Here is a 15,100-nt window from a genome sequence, read left to right as displayed (position 1 = left end):
AATTCCCACGTTTGGGTGATTGAATCCAGCGCCATGACACCGGGGTTCCGCCAGTTCTGTGTTTCCACCGTGACCGCCAGCCTCAGCCTGGCGGTTTTTGCTGCGTGGGCCGGCGAAATCAAGGGCGTGGGCGTCAGCACCGGTGCCACCGGCACGCGTGCGGAGATCCAGCTCGCCGGTAGTGGCGGATTCAAGACGCTGTCGCTGGCCAACCCCAATCGGCTGGTGGTGGACTTTCCCGATTCCTCGGGTGTGCGCGGCCTCAAGCTGCCGCCGGCTGCCGGCCTGGTGACGTCGGTGCGCACCGGTCAACCGGTGCCCGGCACTTTCCGGGTGGTATTCGAGCTGGCAACGCCGGTGACGCCGTTGAAGCCGCAGATGCAGACGCTGGGCAGCGCATCGACGTTGGTGATCGAGTGGCCGGGCGATCCGCCGGCTGCCGGCACGGTGGCCACCACCACAGCACCTGCCGCGCTGCCGCCGCCGCGCCCGGCCAATGCACAATCCGAAGCCGCCCGCGCAACCGCTGCGTTGGCGGCGTCTGCGCAGCGCGCGTCGGTGGTGCCGCCTGCTCCGGCGCCCGCACCGTATGTGCCTGCGTCGGCCATGCCCAGCGTGACTCCGGCACCGGTACCGACCACGGTCGCCACCGGCGTGCCGACACCGCGTCCAGGCACTGCCACGACCGCGGTGACGAGCAGCACGGCCGCGCCAGCCAGCACCGCCAGCACTACCCCGAACCGCGTCGCCGGTGCCTCGCCGGCCTCGGCGCTGCCAGGCAACGCCGCATCGCCGGCTGCGATCTTGAATGGCGGCAACGCGCCGCTGGGTGCTGCTGCCGGTAATGCCATGACCGCTTCGCCGAATGCGACTGCCGGCAGTGTCGTCGCGGCGGACAGCGATGACTTGCCGCCGCGTCCGGTGCTGCCCAGCGAGGCCTCGCGGATCAAGATGGCACCGGGCATGCGGCCGCTGATCGTCGCCATCGATCCGGGGCACGGCGGCCAGGATCCCGGCGCGATGGGCCCGACCGGCAAGCGCGAAAAGGACGTCACCCTGGCGGTCGGCCGCGAACTGGCACGCCAGATCAATGCCACGCCCGGCATGAAGGCCTACCTGACGCGCGATACCGACGTGTTCATTCCGCTGCCGATGCGCGCGCAGAAGGCCCGTGCCGCCAAGGCCGACATCTTCATCTCCATCCATGCCGACGCTGCCGAGAATCGCAGTGCGACCGGCTCGTCGGTCTATGTGCTGTCGACCAAGGGCGCCTCCTCGCAACGCGCGCGCTGGCTGGCCGACAAGGAAAATGCCGCCGACCTGGTCGGCGGCGTGCGTCTGCAGCAGACCGAAAGCACGCTGGCCAATGTGCTGCTGGACCTGGCGCAGAGCGGCCACATGAAGGCCTCCGAAGATGCGGCAGGGCACGTGCTCGGCGGCCTCAAGCGGATCGGCAACAATCACAAGCCGCAGCTGGAACGCGCCAACTTTGCGGTGCTGCGCACCTCCGACATGCCGGCGATGCTGGTGGAAACCGCCTTCATTTCCAATCCGGACGAAGAGCGCCGGCTGATCGACCCGGCCTACCAGCGCAAGATCGCCTCGGCCGTGCTGGATGGCATCGATACCTTCTTCACCCGCCAGCCGCCGCCGGGCACCCTGTTTGCCGCGCGCGCACAGGCCGAAGCCGATGCCAGCGCTGGCACAGTGGCCGGCGGCAGCCGCTGAGCCGCTCGGCTATCATTCCGCACTGATTCCTTGATGACGGCGCCTGCGCGCCGCCGGATTGCCGTGCCGACGTCTGTCTTGCCTGTTACACCCCCGATGCGCTCCGCAGTCTGCGTCCAGCGCGAGCGCCTGTGCTGATGGCGATCCGTCAGCTCCCCGAGATCCTGATCAACCAGATTGCCGCCGGCGAAGTCGTCGAGCGGCCTGCGTCCGTGGTCAAGGAACTGGTCGAAAACGCCCTCGATGCCGGTGCCACCCGCGTGGATATCGAGCTGGAAGAGGGCGGCGTGCGGCTGATCCGTATCCGCGACAACGGTGGCGGCATCACCCCCGACGAACTGCCGCTGGCGGTGTCGCGGCATGCCACCAGCAAGATCGCATCGCTGGACGATCTGGAAACCGTGGCCACGCTCGGATTCCGCGGCGAAGCCCTGCCGTCGATTGCCTCGGTCAGCCGTTTCACGCTGATCTCGCGCCGCCACGATGCCGAACACGGCTCCGCACTGGAGATCGATGGCGGGCGCCTGAGCGAGGTGGTGCCACGCGCCCACGCGCCCGGCACCACGGTCGAAGTACGCGAGCTGTTCTTCAACGTGCCGGCGCGGCGTAAGTTCCTGCGTGCCGAGCGCACCGAGCTGGGGCATATCGAAGAGTGGCTGCGCTCACTCGCGCTGGCGCGCCCGGATGTGGAATTGCGGGTCTCGCACAACGGCAAACCGTCGCGTCGCTACAAGCCGGGCGATCTATATTCGGATGCGCGGCTGGGCGAAACCCTGGGTGAGGATTTTGCGCGGCAGGCCTTGCGCGTCGATCACAGTGGCGCCGGCCTGCGTCTGCATGGCTGGGTCGCACAGCCGCATTACTCGCGCGCCAGTACCGACCAGCAGTATCTCTACGTCAATGGCCGCTCGGTGCGCGATCGCAGCGTCGCGCATGCGGTCAAGATGGCCTATGGCGATGTGCTGTTCCATGGTCGCCAGCCGGCCTACGTGCTGTTCCTGGAACTGGATCCGGCGCGCGTGGACGTCAACGTGCATCCGGCCAAGCACGAGGTGCGTTTCCGTGAGGCGCGGCTGATCCACGACTTCGTCTACCGTACCTTGCAGGACGCGCTGGCGCATACGCGCGCCGGTACGATGCCCAACAGCCTCGGCACGGACGGCGCCAGCGACACGGTTGCGGCGCCAGGCGGCATGCTCGACCGTCCAAGCTACGGTGGCGGAAGCCGTGGCGGCGGTGCCGGCTACGGTCAGTGGACGCCATCGCAGACTCCGCTGGGCCTGCGCGTGGACGAGGCGCGTGCGGCCTACAGCGCGCTGTATGCGCCGCCGTCCAGTGGCGCGCAGCAGCAGTCTGCCGCCTTGCCGGAGGGCGCCGGGATGGGCTTGCCGGCGACTGCCGCAGACAGTGGCGTGCCGCCGCTGGGGTATGCCGTCGCGCAGTTGCACGGCATCTACATCCTGGCCGAGAACGCCGAAGGCCTGATCGTGGTGGACATGCACGCCGCGCACGAACGCATCGGCTACGAGCGGCTCAAGAACGCGCACGACAGCATCGGCCTGCACGCACAACCGCTGCTGGTGCCGATGACGCTGGCGGTGGGCGAGCGCGAGGCCGACACCGCCGAGCGCGAAGCCGACACGCTGGCCAGCCTGGGCTTCGAGATCACCCGCGCCGGCCCGCAGTCGCTGCATGTGCGCAGCATTCCCGCGCTGCTTGCCAATGCCGAACCGGAGGCGTTGCTGCGCGATGTGCTCGGCGATCTGCGCGAGCATGGCCAGAGCCGGCGCATTGCCAGTGCGCGCGACGAACTGCTCTCCACGATGGCGTGCCATGGCGCGGTGCGCGCGAACCGGCGCCTGACCGTGCCGGAAATGAACGCACTGCTGCGCGATATGGAAATCACCGAGCGCTCGGGCCAATGCAACCATGGCCGACCGACCTGGGCACGGTTTACGCTGGGCGAAATCGATCGCTGGTTCCTGAGGGGGCGCTGATGGCTGTATTGCACAAGGGGAACCACTGGCTGCTCGGCATGCTGGTGTGTGCGGCACTGGCCGGCTGCGGCAAAGATGCACCGCCCTCGGCAGCACCGGCCGCACTCGACAAGGCCTTTCTGGCCGACAGCGCGGCCTGGCGCGAAGCGCGCCTGACCGAGTTGCGCGCGCCCGATGGCTGGACCAGCCTGGTCGGCCTGCACTGGCTGTCGCTGAAGGCGCATTACATCGGCAGCAGCGCCGACAGCGGCATCAGGCTGGCGGTCGGGCCGCCCAAGATGGGCATGGTCGCGACCGAGGCCGACACGGTTTGGTTCGTGCCCGAGCGCGGCGCAGCATTGACCGTCGACGGAAAGCCGCTGACCGGCAGGATCCGCTTCCAGTCCGATCGCGACCCGCAGCCGACCTTTATCCATTTCGATGACGGCAAGGGCGTGTTGAGCCTGATCCATCGCGGCGACCGCAACGCGCTGCGGGTCAAGCATGCCGACGCGCCATCGCGCAGCCACTTCGCCGGGCTGGATTACTGGCCGGTCGATCCGTCCTGGCGCATCAGCGCGCGTTATGTGCCCAACGATGTCGGCAAGACCATTCCGATCGTGGACATCGTCGGCATCAGCAGCGAACAGCCCAACGCCGGGGCAATCACCTTCGAGCGCGATGGCAAGGCGTACCGGCTGGAGACCATCGGCGAACCCGGGCGGCCGATGTTCGTGGTGTTCGCCGATCGCACCAGTGGGCACGGCAGCTATCCGGCCGGGCGCTTTCTCGACCTGGACGTGCCCGACGCCTCCGGGCATGTGGTCGTCGATTTCAACCGTGCCTACAACCCGCCGTGCGCGTTCACCCCCTTTGCGACCTGTCCGCTGCCGCCGCCGGAAAACCGCATCGACCTGGCGGTGTCGGCCGGCGAGAAGACCTACAAGGTGCCGCACTGACGTGGAGACCAACGTGGTGAAGGCAAATATGCGCACCCGGCTCGCAGCCTGGAGCAGCAGCGCGGTGATCGCTCTGGCGTTATGGAGCGGGGCGGTCGCGCCGACCTGGGCGCGTGCCGGCAACGAGGCGCCGGCCGGTCCGCCGGTGCCGCTGTTGTGGAAGGTGGATGGCAAGGGCGGCACGCTGTATCTGCTGGGTTCGTTCCATGTGCTCAAGCCCAGTGATTACCCGTTGTCGCCGGATGTGATGCAGGCCTTCGCCAAGGCCGACCGGCTGGTGTTCGAACTGCCGCCCTCCGATGCGCAGTCGCCCGAACTGGCCGGCCGCATGCTGCAGGCGGCGCGGCGCAGCGACGGGCGTCGCCTGCAGGACGCACTGGATCCGAAGACCTGGCAGGCGCTGACCACCTACGCCCGCAAACACGGGATGCCGGTGGACAGCCTGCAGACCCTGGAACCCTGGTTCGTGGCGCTGACGATCAGTCTGGCGGAGATGAGCCGGCAAGGCATGGACCCGAACGCCGGGCTGGACCATTACCTGATGGCGCAGGCACAGGCGAGCGGCAAACCGGCCGATGGGCTGGAGCGGGCCGAAGAGCAGATTGCCTTGCTCGATGGCATGTCGCCGACCGAACAGCATCAGCTGCTGGAGGAATCGCTGGACGATGCCGGCGCCAACGATCAGCTGCGTCAGCTGCACGCGGCCTGGCGCAGTGGCGATGTGCGCACCCTGTCCACGCAGATGGCCGAAGAAATGCGGCAGCACTACCCGGCGCTGTATCAGGACATCAATGTCGAGCGTAATGCGCGCTGGGTGCCGCGGCTGGAGCAGCGGCTGGGCAAGGGCAGCGGGACCACGCTGGTGGTGGTCGGTGCGTTGCACCTGCTGGGAAGCGATGGCGTGGTGGAGCGCTTGCGCGCGCGTGGCTACCACGTGGAGCGGATCTGCTCGGCCTGCGCGGAGCAGGTCGGCCGCTGATTGGCTGCGCCGTGGAGCGGCTCACGCTCCAGGCGCCGCTCCTGTCTTACCCGCGGTTACGGGCCTTGCCGGTGGTGCCGGCGCTACCGGCCGTGCCGTGCGTGCCGGTGCCCATCGGGCCGCTGCCCATGCCGCTGGCACCCGGCGGCGGCGGCGTACCAGGGCCGCCCGGACGGCCGAAGCCGGCGCCGAAGTTGCGCTGGAATTCCTGCCACAACTCCAGGTTGCGCTCGGTCAGCTGGTTCATCATCGCCCACGGGGTCTGCCCGAGCAGGTTGCCCATCTGTTGGCGGAACTGCTGCTGCTGATCCAGGAACACCTGCATGCTGCGCTCCAGGTAGTTGCCCATGAAGCCCTGCAGCGAGTCGCCGTAGAAACGGATGATCTGACTCAGCAACTGGGTCGACAGCATTGGCTCGCCGTCCTGTTCGCGGTCGGCAATGATCTGCAGCAAGACCGCGCGGCTGAGGTCTTCGCCACTCTTGGCGTCGCGTACCTCGAATTCTTCGCCGTCGATGATGAGCTGACGCACATCCTCGATGGTGATGTAGCTGGAAATTTCCGTGTCGTAGAGACGGCGATTGGGATACTTCTTGATGATGCGAAGTCCGGCCATGGAACGTTCACTCACAACGATAGTGCGCGCAGGATGGCGCACCGCAGCAGCCCTTGCAACCGCCACAAGGCCTTATTTTCTTAAGTAGACACCTAAAAAATGTTGCGCAGCATGATTTTCAAGGGTTTTTATGCTGCATCGCAAAGTTGCAGCAAACTTCACCAGCCCATATGGTGGCCGCCGTTGATATCCAGATTGGAGCCGGTGATCCAGGCGGCCTCTTCCGCAACCAGGAATGCCACCGCATAGGCGATTTCTTCCGGCCGGCCCAGGCGGCCGGTGGGGATGTCGGCAACGATCTTGGCGCGCACCTCTTCCGGGACCGCCATCACCATGTCGGTGGCCACATACCCCGGCGACACGGTATTGACGGTCACCCCGAACGCGGCATTTTCCCGCGCCAGCGAGATGGTGAAGCCGTGCATGCCGGCCTTGGCGGCCGCGTAATTGGCCTGCCCGTACTGGCCCTTCAGGCCATTGATCGAACTGATCTGGATCACCCGTCCCCAGCCGCGCTGGCGCATGCCTTCGATCACCGGGCGGGTGACGTTGAACACCGAGTTGAGATTGGTGTTGATGACGTCGTGCCATTGTTCGGCGGTCATGCGATGGAAGGTGGTGTCGCGGGTGATGCCGGCGTTGTTGACCAGTATTTCGATCGGTCCCAGCGCTGCCTGGACATCCTCGACCAGGCTGCGCGCATGTTCGGAGGACGCCACATCGCCGCGGAACAGCGCGATGTCGTAGCCCTGGGTCTGCATGCGTTGCTGCCACGCCTGGGCCTTTTCGGCGTTGCGGAAGTTGCTGGCCACCCGGTGGCCCTGGTCGGCCAGGCGCTTGCAGATGGCGGTGCCGATACCGCCGGTGCCGCCGGTGACCAATACGACGCGAGATGTCATGACGACTCCAATGGACAGGTAAGGCTGAGGGCGGGCGGGGCACAGGCGCGCTGCTTGGCCCGACGCCGGTGCCAGGGCGCAATTCTAGTCACGCCGGGGCTGCGATGCGCGTCCGTTCGCGTCCAGATGCAGGTGCCGGGGCAAGCGCTGTGGCGAAAAATGCTGCACCGCATGTTGCAGCAAGGTGTCCAGCGCCGCCCGGCGCGGCAAGGCTGCCGGCTGCTGTCCCAGCACGGCCCAGGCGGCGTGCAGGGCCGGTTGCGGATCGGCATCGTCCAGCGCAGGCGCAGCGTGCGACTTGGACAGCTTGCGGCCGGTGTGATCCAGGATCAGCGGCAGGTGCAGGTAGCGCGGTTGCGGCAGGCCCAGCGCGCGCTGCAGCAGCAACTGGCGCGGGGTGGAGTCGAGCAGGTCGGCGCCGCGCACGACATCGGTGATGGCCTGCGCAGCGTCGTCGACCACCACGGCCAGCTGGTACGCCCAGTAGCCATCGGCGCGGCGCAGCACCACGTCGCCGACCTCGGCATGCACGTCCTGCACCACATGGCCCTGCAGCGCGTCGTCGAAGCCGACCGGCGGCTGTGGCGGCACCCGCAAGCGCACCGCGCGGCGGGCGCCCAGCGGCGCCACGCAGGCGTGGTGGATGCCGCCCATGCCGGCAAGGTCGGCCCTGCTGCAGCTGCATTCGAACGCCAATCCCGCCTCCAGCAAGGTGGTGACGGCAGCGGCGTACTGCGCGTGGCGATCGGATTGATACAGCACCGGCAGGTCCGAGCGCAGGCCGAAGGCAGCCAACGTGCGCAACTGGCGCGCGGAGGCGCCGGGTTCGGCACGCGGCGGATCGATGTCTTCGATGCGCACGCACCACTGCCCGTCGGCGTGCCGCGCGAGCAGCCAGCTGCCGAACGCCGCCAGCAGGGAGCCGAAGTGCAACGGGCCGGTCGGGGAGGGTGCGAAGCGGCCGCGGTAGGGGAGAGCTGGCATGATCGGCTGAATCGTCGGTCAGGTGATCGCTTGATTTCAAGCGCTGACGGCCGCAGATCCGCTGCAGTTCATCCTGCTCGCGTGGAGTCGTCGCACCATGTTCAACCGCATTTTCCTGTTCCTGCTGACCAATTTTGCGGTGCTGATGCTGGCCGGCATCGTGATGTCGGTGCTGGGCGTCAATCCCGCGCAAATGAGCGGCCTGCTGGTGATGGCGGCCGTGTTCGGGTTCGGTGGCTCGTTCATCTCGTTGCTGCTGTCCAAGTTCATGGCCAAGCGCAGCACCGGCGCGCAGGTGATCAGCGAGCCGCGCACGCCGACCGAGCGCTGGCTGCTGGCGACGGTGCGGCGCCAGGCCGAGGCGGCCGGCATCGGCATGCCGGAAGTGGCGGTCTACGACGGCCCGGAGATCAATGCCTTCGCCACCGGCGCCAACCGCAACAACGCGCTGGTGGCGGTGTCCACCGGGCTGCTGCAGAACATGAGCCAGGACGAGGCCGAGGCGGTGCTGGGCCATGAAATCGCGCATGTCGCCAATGGCGACATGGTCACCATGGCCTTGCTGCAGGGCGTGCTCAATACCTTCGTGATCGTGCTGGCGCGCGTGGTCGGCGGCGTCATCGACAGCGCCATGTCGGGTAATCGCGACGGTGGCCGCGGCTTTGCCTACTACATCATCGTGTTCGTGCTGGAGATGGTGTTCGGCCTGTTCGCGACGATGATCGCGATGTGGTTCTCGCGGCGCCGCGAATTCCGTGCCGATGCCGGTGGCGCGCAACTGGCGGGCCGCGGCAAGATGATCGCCGCGTTGGAGCGCCTGTCGCTCAACCATGGCCAGAACAGCCTGCCTTCGCAGGTGCAGGCTTTCGGCATTTCCGGCGGTGGTGGCGATGGGTTGCGCCGGTTGTTCCTGAGCCACCCGCCGCTGTCCGAGCGCATCGCCGCGCTGCGCGCCGCCAACGGTGCGGCGATGTAAGACGGTAGCGCCAACCGATGCGTGCCGCCAAACAAAAAACCCGCGTCCTGCGGGTTTTTTGTTGGGTGGAGAGAGGCGGCGGTGATGCGGTGTAGCTGCAGGTCTCAGCCGAACTCGTAGTTCATCAACGGCCCGGTCGGGGCGACGAAATCGCCTTGCACATAGTCCACCCCGGCGCTGAAGAAGGTGCTCATCGACTGCGCATCGGCCACGAACTCGGCCACGGTGAGGATGCCGGCCGGCTGCGCGCGCGAGGTGATCTCGCGGATCTTCTCCTGGCTTTCGCGCGCCGAGGCCACCTCGCCGGTGATGCCGCGATCGAGCTTGAGGAAGGCCGGCTGGAAATGCGCCAGCAGCTGGAACGAATCCAGGCCCGAGCCGAACTGTTCCAGCCCGACCTTGCAGCCCATCGCCGACACCGCCGCCAGGAACTGCTGGGCATTGCGCAGATGGGTGAACACCTTCGATTCCGGCGTCTGCAGCCACAGCCGTTCACCCGGCACGCCGTACACGGCCAGCTGCTCGCGGATGATGTCGATCATCTGCGGATCGGAGAACGAGTTGGGCCCGATGCGTACCAGCAGGTGCGTCCTGTGTCCTGCACGTTGCCGCTCGCCGAGCTGGCGGATCGCGCGCGCCACCACCCAGCGGTCGATCTCGGTGATCAGATCGTGTTCTTCGGCGATCGCCATGAAGGCGTTCGGCGACATCATCTCGCCGTTGCGCTCCAGCCGCAGGAAGGCCTGGTACAGCTCCAGCGGCTCGCCCTGCAGGTTGAGCACCGGCTGGTAATGCAGCAGGAAGCCGTCGCCGACCAGCGCCTCGCGCAGTTGCTGCACCCAGCGCTCGATGCGTTCCTCTTCGGCCCGGTCGGCTGCTGCCGGGTCGTAGATGCTGACCGCATTGCCGCCGAGCTCGGCGGTGGTGCGCACCGCCTCGGTGCCGCGGTTGAGCACCTGGCCGATGCTGGCGATCTTCTCGCCGATCTGCACCCCGCCGATGCTCACCGTCACCGTGGCCGAACGCGCGCCGATGCTGAAGACGTGCTGCGCAAAGGTGTCACGTACCAGCTCCGCCAGTGCATGCGTGCGCGCGTAATTGCCGTCCATCAACAATGCAAAGCTGTGCTCGCCGAAACGCGCGGCGACCACGCTGTCGTCGCTCACGCTGGCCACATGTGCGGCCAGCGCGGCGATCAGCGCGTCGGCCGAATCCAGGCCGATCTCGGGCAGCAGGCGCGCGTAGTGGTCGGGCTCGATCAGCAGGAAGCCGGACTGGCCTTCGCTGCGGCCGGCGCGCGCCACCGCCTGTTCCAGCGCCACCATGAAGGTGGGGCGGTTGAGCAGGCCGGTGACCTGGTCGCGCTGGCGCAGGTCCTCGACCTCGCGCGCCAGCTCCGGGTCGAATTCCTCGCGACGGCGGAACACCACCTGGATGCACGGCTCGCCTTCGTAGGTCGCGGTGGCGAACTCCATCGTCGCCGGGAAGGTGTCGCCTTCGAGCCGGCGCGCGTCGACCTTGTACTGCGCCGGCGGCGGCTCGCCCTTGGACATCGCCTTGAGCAGCTGCTTGAAGTCGTCGACGTACTGGGCGGCGATCATGTCCAGCAGCGACACGCCCTCGACATCGTCGAACGACTCGAAGCCGAACATATCCAGATACGCCTCGTTGGCGCGGATGTGCATGCCTTCGTGCACGTAGGCGATCGGGTCGCGCGAGGAGGCGATCAGGGCATCGCAGCGCCGTTCGGTCTCGCGCATCTGTGCCTCGATGCGGCGCAGGCCACGGCGTGCCTGCAGGTCGGCCCATTCCGAGCGCACCAGCGCCAGCAGGTGTTCGGGGCGATGACGCAGCACGATGGCGCGAATGCCATGTGCCGCGGCCTCGACCAGCGCGTTTTCCTCGATCCGCTCGGCCAGCAGGATGATCGGAATATCCTTGCCGCTGCCGGCGATCTGCTGCTGCAACGCGCTCATCGGGATCTGCAGCGCCTGCCCGTGCAGGGCCAGGTCGATCTGCCCCGACAGCATGCTGGCGAGCTCTTCCGGTGTCTGCGGTCGCGACGGACGCACTGCGATGCCGCCGTTGCGCAGCGCGGTCACGATCGCCTCCGCGCTTTCGACGCTGTCGTCGACGATCATCAGGCGGAGGGTGAGATCTTTGCCTTTTTGCATGCGCGTTTCCCTAGCGACGGGCTTTAATACACGAAGGAACTCGGCTGCGTCCATGTCTGTGGACAAGGCCGCATCCGGGGTGAGACTCAGGCCACGTTTCCATGTGTTGGAGCTGACATCAGGCGACGCTTCCGGCGGCATGGCCGGACGCCCACGCCCACTGAAAGTTGTAGCCGCCCAACCAGCCGGTCACGTCCAGCACCTCGCCGACGAAGTACAGGCCGGCCACCAGGCGCGACTCCATGCTCGCACTGGAGACCTGGTTGGTATCGACACCTCCCAGCGTTACTTCAGCGGTGCGATAGCCTTCGGTTCCACTGGCGATCAGCGGGAAGGCGGTCAGCAGGTCGGCTGCGGCCTGCAGCTGCGGTGGGTCGAGCTGGCGGACCGGCTTGTCCGGCAACCACACCTCGCACAGGCGCTGGGCGAACCGCCGCGGCAGCACGTCGGCCAGCACGTTGCGCAGTTCGGTGGCGCCACGCTGATTTTTCTGGTCGCGCAGCCACGCCGCCGCATCCTGGCCGGGCAGCAGGTCCAGGTGCAGGTCGTCGCCGGGCTGCCAGTACGAGGAGATCTGCAGGATGGCCGGGCCGCTGACGCCGCGGTGAGTGACCAGCATGAAGTTGCGGAAGCTGACCCCGTTGCACTGCGCCTGGACCGGTAGCGCCAGCCCGGACAGGTCCTGCAGCCGTTCCTGGTGCTTGCCGCTCAGGGTCAGCGGCACCAGCCCGGCACGCGTCGGCAACAGCGTGTGGCCGAACTGCTGGGCCAGCGCATAGCCGAAGCCGCTGGCGCCCATGCTCGGAATCGACAGCCCGCCGGTCGCCACGATCAGCGACTGCGCCTGCACGCGTCCCTGGCTGGTCTCCACGCTGAAGCCGTCGCTGCCGCGCTGCACCGATTGCACCTTGCAGTCGGTACGCACCTGCACGCCCGCCGCGTCGCACTCGTCCAGCAGCATGCGCACGATCTGCTTGGACGAGATGTCGCAGAACAGCTGGCCCAGTTCTTTCTCGTGATAGGCGATGCCGTGGCGCTCGACCATCTCCACGAAATCCAGCGGGCTGTAGCGGGCGAGGGCGGACTTGCAGAAGTGGCGGTTGGCCGAGAGGAAGTTGCCCGGCGTGGTGCCGGTATTGGTGAAGTTGCAGCGGCCGCCACCGGACATCAGGATCTTCTTGCCGACCTTGTTGGCATGGTCGATCACCAGCACCTGACGGCCGCGCCGGCCTGCAGTGAAGGCGCTCATCAGTCCGGCCGCGCCGGCACCGATGACCAGCACGTCGCAACGCATGTTCATTCGGCCGGAGCTTGCCGCACCATCGGGGTCAGGGTGACGCTGCCGTGGTCGGCAAGCATCTGCACCTCGCCGTCCTGGATGATCACGTCGAAGCGCATGCCGCGCTGGATCAGCGCGCCCAGCGCTTCGGTGGCCTGCGAGTCCAGCTCGATCACGCGCAGGTTGCGCTGGCGGCTAAGCGCGTTGGCCTGCTTCTTCCACCAGGTTTCGGTGGCCTGGCCGCCATAGCCGATCACCACCGCCTCGCGCGACCGATTGCAGGCCTTGCGCACCCGGCTTTCGTCCGGCTGGCCGAGGTCGATCCACAGGTCCGGGTCGCCGGTGTAGTCGCGCCGCCACAGGTCGGGTTCGTCCTCGTTGCTGAGGCCGCGGCCGAATTCCAGGCGGTCGTCGGCGAACAGCGCGAACGCCAGCAGCCGCACCATCAGGCGCTCGTCGGTTTCGGAGGGGTGCTGGGCCAGGGTCAACGAATGGTTGGCGTAGTAGCCACGGTCCATGTCGCTGATCTGGAGTTCCGCCCTGCGGACGGTGGCGGTAAGGGCCATCAGGATGCCGGTTGCAAAGGGCACTTATGATACGCCCCCGTTGCAATGCCGGCGTGTTGCGGTCAGCGCCGCGCCATCTCGGCCAGCCAGCGGTCCAGCTGGGCGGCAAATGCCTGGCGGTCGCGCGGGTGCAGGGCCGCCGGCCCACCGGTGACCACGCCGGCGCCGCGCAGTTCCTCCAGAAAGCCGCGGACCGACAGGCGCTCGTTGATGCTGTCGCGGGTAAACGGCTCGCCACGCGGGCTGACGGCGGCCGCTCCCGCCTCCAGTATGCGAGCGGCCAGCGGAATGTCCTGGGTGACGACCAGGTCGCCTGCGGCCACCCGTGCGGCGATGGCGTCGTCTGCCGCGTCCGCGCCTCCAGGTACCTGCAGCGCACGCACGTGGGCCAGGCGAGGGGTGGGCAGGAAATGATTGGCGACCAGCGTCACCGCGGTGCCGGTACGTGCGGCGGCGCGGAAAAGGATGTCGCGGATGACTGCCGGGCAGGCATCGGCATCGACCCAGATATGCGGGCGGGACGGCAGGGGAGGCGTATTCATGTGTTGAAATCGAGAGGGAAGGGGCCTGACAGGTGGTCGGATTCGGCCTGACAGTAAAAAATTTGACGCAAGGTGTCGCTTTTTGCTGGGAACGCGAGTACTGTGCACGCACTGTGTTTGCAAGGGTCACCGTGAATCGTGGCCTGATGCAGCCGGATCGTTACAGATCTCGCTTCATCGTTCCGCTTTACCAACGCCTGCAACTCAGTCTCAGCTCCGGCTTTTCGGACGCTGCGATTTATCCATCTATAGTTCAGGAGTTTGTAAATGTCAGATCGTCAGAGCGGTACCGTGAAGTGGTTCAACGATGCCAAGGGCTTCGGCTTCATCACCCCGGAAAGCGGCCCGGACCTGTTCGTGCACTTCCGTGCCATCCAGGGCACCGGCTTCAAGTCGCTGCAGGAAGGCCAGAAAGTGACCTTCGTCGCCGTGCAGGGCCAGAAGGGCATGCAGGCTGACCAGGTGCAGGCGGTCTAATCCGTCTGCAACCGTAAGGTTGCCAAAAACGCCGGTCGCGCAAGCGACCGGCGTTTTTTATTGGGCGCGGTTTGATCAGTGCAATAGAGAGTGCGGGCGGTTCGGCCCGCTCAGGTGAGCGCAGCGACGACACGCCAATCGGTAGCATGTGCGCTTTCCGCGTGCAGCCTCTTCCATGATCACTGTCCAGCATCTCAACAATTCCCGTTCCCAGCGCGTGCTGTGGCTGCTGGAGGAACTGGCGCTGCCATACCAGATCGTGCGGCACGAGCGCGATCCCAAGACCATGCTGGCGCCGGCGGCATTGCGTGCCATCCATCCGCTCGGCAAGTCGCCGGTGGTTGTCGACGGCGAGCTGACCGTGGCCGAGTCCGGCGCGATCCTGGAGTTCCTGACCGAACGCTACGACACCGAATGCGCGCTGTCGCCGCCGCCGCGTCCGCTGGAGTCGCCGGAGCGTCTGAAGTTCCGTTACTGGATGCATTACGCCGAAGGCTCGGCAATGCCGCCGCTGCTGATGACGCTGATCTTCGGGCGGATTCGCAGTGCGCCGATGCCGTTCTTCGCCAAGCCGATCGCACGTGCCATCGTGGACAAGGCCATGTCCGGCTTCGTCGGTCCGCAGCTCAAACTGCATCTGGACTGGATGGAGCAGTCGCTGCAGGCAAGCGAATGGTTTGCCGGTGAGCGTTTCACTGCAGCCGACATCCAGATGAGCTTCCCGGTACAGGCCGCCGCCGCACGCGGCGGCGGGCTGGAGAGCTATCCGCGCCTGCGCGCGTTTCTCGCGCGCATTGAGGCGCGTCCGGCATACCAGGCCGCGCTGAAGAAGGGCGGCCCGTTCGAGCTGATGGGACGCAAGCCCGCCGAGTGACGTTGCGGTATGCGCCCAGGAAGCTACAGGCCACCGTGCTTCGACGGTGTCCTGCCAGGGTTTGGCGACTC

Annotated in this window: 14 protein-coding genes; 7 read left to right on the top strand and 7 right to left on the bottom strand. The window is 67.0% G+C overall.

The features are described 5' to 3' along the window. Window positions 1-33: 33 nt before the first annotated feature. From KHN93_RS12120 to KHN93_RS12105, 4 genes are all read left to right on the top strand, one after another. Window positions 34-1,728, top strand: a complete 1,695-nt coding sequence (locus tag KHN93_RS12120) for an N-acetylmuramoyl-L-alanine amidase (protein ID WP_211920198.1) — start codon at window positions 34-36, stop codon at window positions 1,726-1,728. 137 nt (window positions 1,729-1,865) lie between these two features. After that, window positions 1,866-3,725 carry a DNA mismatch repair endonuclease MutL gene (gene mutL, locus KHN93_RS12115; RefSeq protein ID WP_211920196.1) on the top strand — a complete coding sequence of 620 codons (1,860 nt, stop codon included), beginning with the start codon at window positions 1,866-1,868 and terminating at the stop codon, window positions 3,723-3,725. After that, complete coding sequence (locus tag KHN93_RS12110; protein ID WP_211920194.1) at window positions 3,725-4,663, top strand: DUF1684 domain-containing protein; 939 nt, start codon at window positions 3,725-3,727, stop codon at window positions 4,661-4,663. The genes mutL and KHN93_RS12110 overlap by 1 nt, the downstream gene beginning before the upstream one ends. A gap of 28 nt (window positions 4,664-4,691) precedes the next feature. Then, on the top strand, window positions 4,692-5,642 hold the full coding sequence (locus KHN93_RS12105) for a TraB/GumN family protein (protein WP_211920192.1): 951 nt from the start codon (window positions 4,692-4,694) through the stop codon (window positions 5,640-5,642). Window positions 5,643-5,688: 46 nt separating this feature from the next. Here the strand turns inward: KHN93_RS12105 and phaR are convergent, their stop codons facing one another. The 3 genes from phaR to gluQRS form a co-directional block, all read right to left on the bottom strand. After that, window positions 5,689-6,258, bottom strand: coding sequence for a polyhydroxyalkanoate synthesis repressor PhaR (gene phaR, locus KHN93_RS12100; protein WP_039521933.1), 570 nt, complete (start codon window positions 6,256-6,258; stop codon window positions 5,689-5,691). 158 nt (window positions 6,259-6,416) lie between these two features. Continuing rightward, window positions 6,417-7,157, bottom strand: coding sequence for a beta-ketoacyl-ACP reductase (phbB, locus tag KHN93_RS12095; protein ID WP_024939297.1), 741 nt, complete (start codon window positions 7,155-7,157; stop codon window positions 6,417-6,419). 84 nt (window positions 7,158-7,241) lie between these two features. Next, on the bottom strand, window positions 7,242-8,141 hold the full coding sequence (gene gluQRS, locus KHN93_RS12090; protein ID WP_211920190.1) for a tRNA glutamyl-Q(34) synthetase GluQRS: 900 nt from the start codon (window positions 8,139-8,141) through the stop codon (window positions 7,242-7,244). A gap of 97 nt (window positions 8,142-8,238) precedes the next feature. Here gluQRS and htpX point away from each other — a divergent pair, with 97 nt between their 5' ends. Then, window positions 8,239-9,117 (top strand): protease HtpX, encoded by an 879-nt coding sequence (gene htpX, locus KHN93_RS12085; RefSeq protein WP_039516150.1) that lies wholly within the window; start codon window positions 8,239-8,241, stop codon window positions 9,115-9,117. 104 nt (window positions 9,118-9,221) lie between these two features. On the opposite strand, the gene KHN93_RS12080 is transcribed toward htpX, so the two are convergent. The 4 genes from KHN93_RS12080 to KHN93_RS12065 form a co-directional block, all read right to left on the bottom strand. Beyond that, a complete protein-coding gene (locus tag KHN93_RS12080; protein WP_211920188.1) occupies window positions 9,222-11,291 on the bottom strand; it encodes a GGDEF/EAL domain-containing response regulator in 2,070 nt (689 codons plus the stop codon). A gap of 118 nt (window positions 11,292-11,409) precedes the next feature. Next, window positions 11,410-12,591, bottom strand: coding sequence for a BaiN/RdsA family NAD(P)/FAD-dependent oxidoreductase (locus tag KHN93_RS12075; RefSeq protein ID WP_211920186.1), 1,182 nt, complete (start codon window positions 12,589-12,591; stop codon window positions 11,410-11,412). Beyond that, window positions 12,588-13,136 (bottom strand): YaeQ family protein, encoded by a 549-nt coding sequence (locus tag KHN93_RS12070; RefSeq protein WP_024939301.1) that lies wholly within the window; start codon window positions 13,134-13,136, stop codon window positions 12,588-12,590. Before KHN93_RS12070 ends, KHN93_RS12075 begins: the two co-directional genes overlap by 4 nt. Window positions 13,137-13,198: 62 nt before the next feature. Continuing rightward, on the bottom strand, window positions 13,199-13,678 hold the full coding sequence (locus KHN93_RS12065) for a YaiI/YqxD family protein (RefSeq protein ID WP_047125231.1): 480 nt from the start codon (window positions 13,676-13,678) through the stop codon (window positions 13,199-13,201). A 267-nt stretch (window positions 13,679-13,945) separates the two neighbouring features. On the opposite strand from KHN93_RS12065, the gene KHN93_RS12060 reads away from it, so the two are divergent. Next, window positions 13,946-14,155, top strand: coding sequence for a cold-shock protein (locus KHN93_RS12060; RefSeq protein WP_006451993.1), 210 nt, complete (start codon window positions 13,946-13,948; stop codon window positions 14,153-14,155). A 175-nt stretch (window positions 14,156-14,330) separates the two neighbouring features. After that, a complete protein-coding gene (locus tag KHN93_RS12055) occupies window positions 14,331-15,029 on the top strand; it encodes a glutathione S-transferase (RefSeq protein WP_211920184.1) in 699 nt (232 codons plus the stop codon). The last annotated feature ends 71 nt before the right edge of the window (window positions 15,030-15,100 follow it).

Source organism: Xanthomonas arboricola pv. juglandis (assembly GCF_905367715.1).
GTDB classification, from domain to species: domain Bacteria; phylum Pseudomonadota; class Gammaproteobacteria; order Xanthomonadales; family Xanthomonadaceae; genus Xanthomonas; species Xanthomonas arboricola.
This window is presented reverse-complemented; position numbering and strand designations above follow the sequence as displayed.

Bases quoted from the DNA above. Each gene is read 5' to 3' on its own strand.
- gluQRS (WP_211920190.1), bottom strand. From the start codon at position 8,141: ATGCCAGCTCTCCCCTACCGCGGCCGCTTCGCACCCTCCCCGACCGGC.
- KHN93_RS12110 (WP_211920194.1), top strand. From the start codon at position 3,725: ATGGCTGTATTGCACAAGGGGAACCACTGGCTGCTCGGCATGCTGGTG.
- KHN93_RS12080 (WP_211920188.1), bottom strand. From the start codon at position 11,291: ATGCAAAAAGGCAAAGATCTCACCCTCCGCCTGATGATCGTCGACGAC.
- KHN93_RS12075 (WP_211920186.1), bottom strand. From the start codon at position 12,591: ATGAACATGCGTTGCGACGTGCTGGTCATCGGTGCCGGCGCGGCCGGA.
- KHN93_RS12065 (WP_047125231.1), bottom strand. From the start codon at position 13,678: ATGAATACGCCTCCCCTGCCGTCCCGCCCGCATATCTGGGTCGATGCC.
- KHN93_RS12070 (WP_024939301.1), bottom strand. From the start codon at position 13,136: ATGGCCCTTACCGCCACCGTCCGCAGGGCGGAACTCCAGATCAGCGAC.
- KHN93_RS12105 (WP_211920192.1), top strand. From the start codon at position 4,692: ATGCGCACCCGGCTCGCAGCCTGGAGCAGCAGCGCGGTGATCGCTCTG.
- mutL (WP_211920196.1), top strand. From the start codon at position 1,866: ATGGCGATCCGTCAGCTCCCCGAGATCCTGATCAACCAGATTGCCGCC.
- phaR (WP_039521933.1), bottom strand. From the start codon at position 6,258: ATGGCCGGACTTCGCATCATCAAGAAGTATCCCAATCGCCGTCTCTAC.
- htpX (WP_039516150.1), top strand. From the start codon at position 8,239: ATGTTCAACCGCATTTTCCTGTTCCTGCTGACCAATTTTGCGGTGCTG.
- phbB (WP_024939297.1), bottom strand. From the start codon at position 7,157: ATGACATCTCGCGTCGTATTGGTCACCGGCGGCACCGGCGGTATCGGC.
- KHN93_RS12055 (WP_211920184.1), top strand. From the start codon at position 14,331: ATGATCACTGTCCAGCATCTCAACAATTCCCGTTCCCAGCGCGTGCTG.
- KHN93_RS12120 (WP_211920198.1), top strand. From the start codon at position 34: ATGACACCGGGGTTCCGCCAGTTCTGTGTTTCCACCGTGACCGCCAGC.
- KHN93_RS12060 (WP_006451993.1), top strand. From the start codon at position 13,946: ATGTCAGATCGTCAGAGCGGTACCGTGAAGTGGTTCAACGATGCCAAG.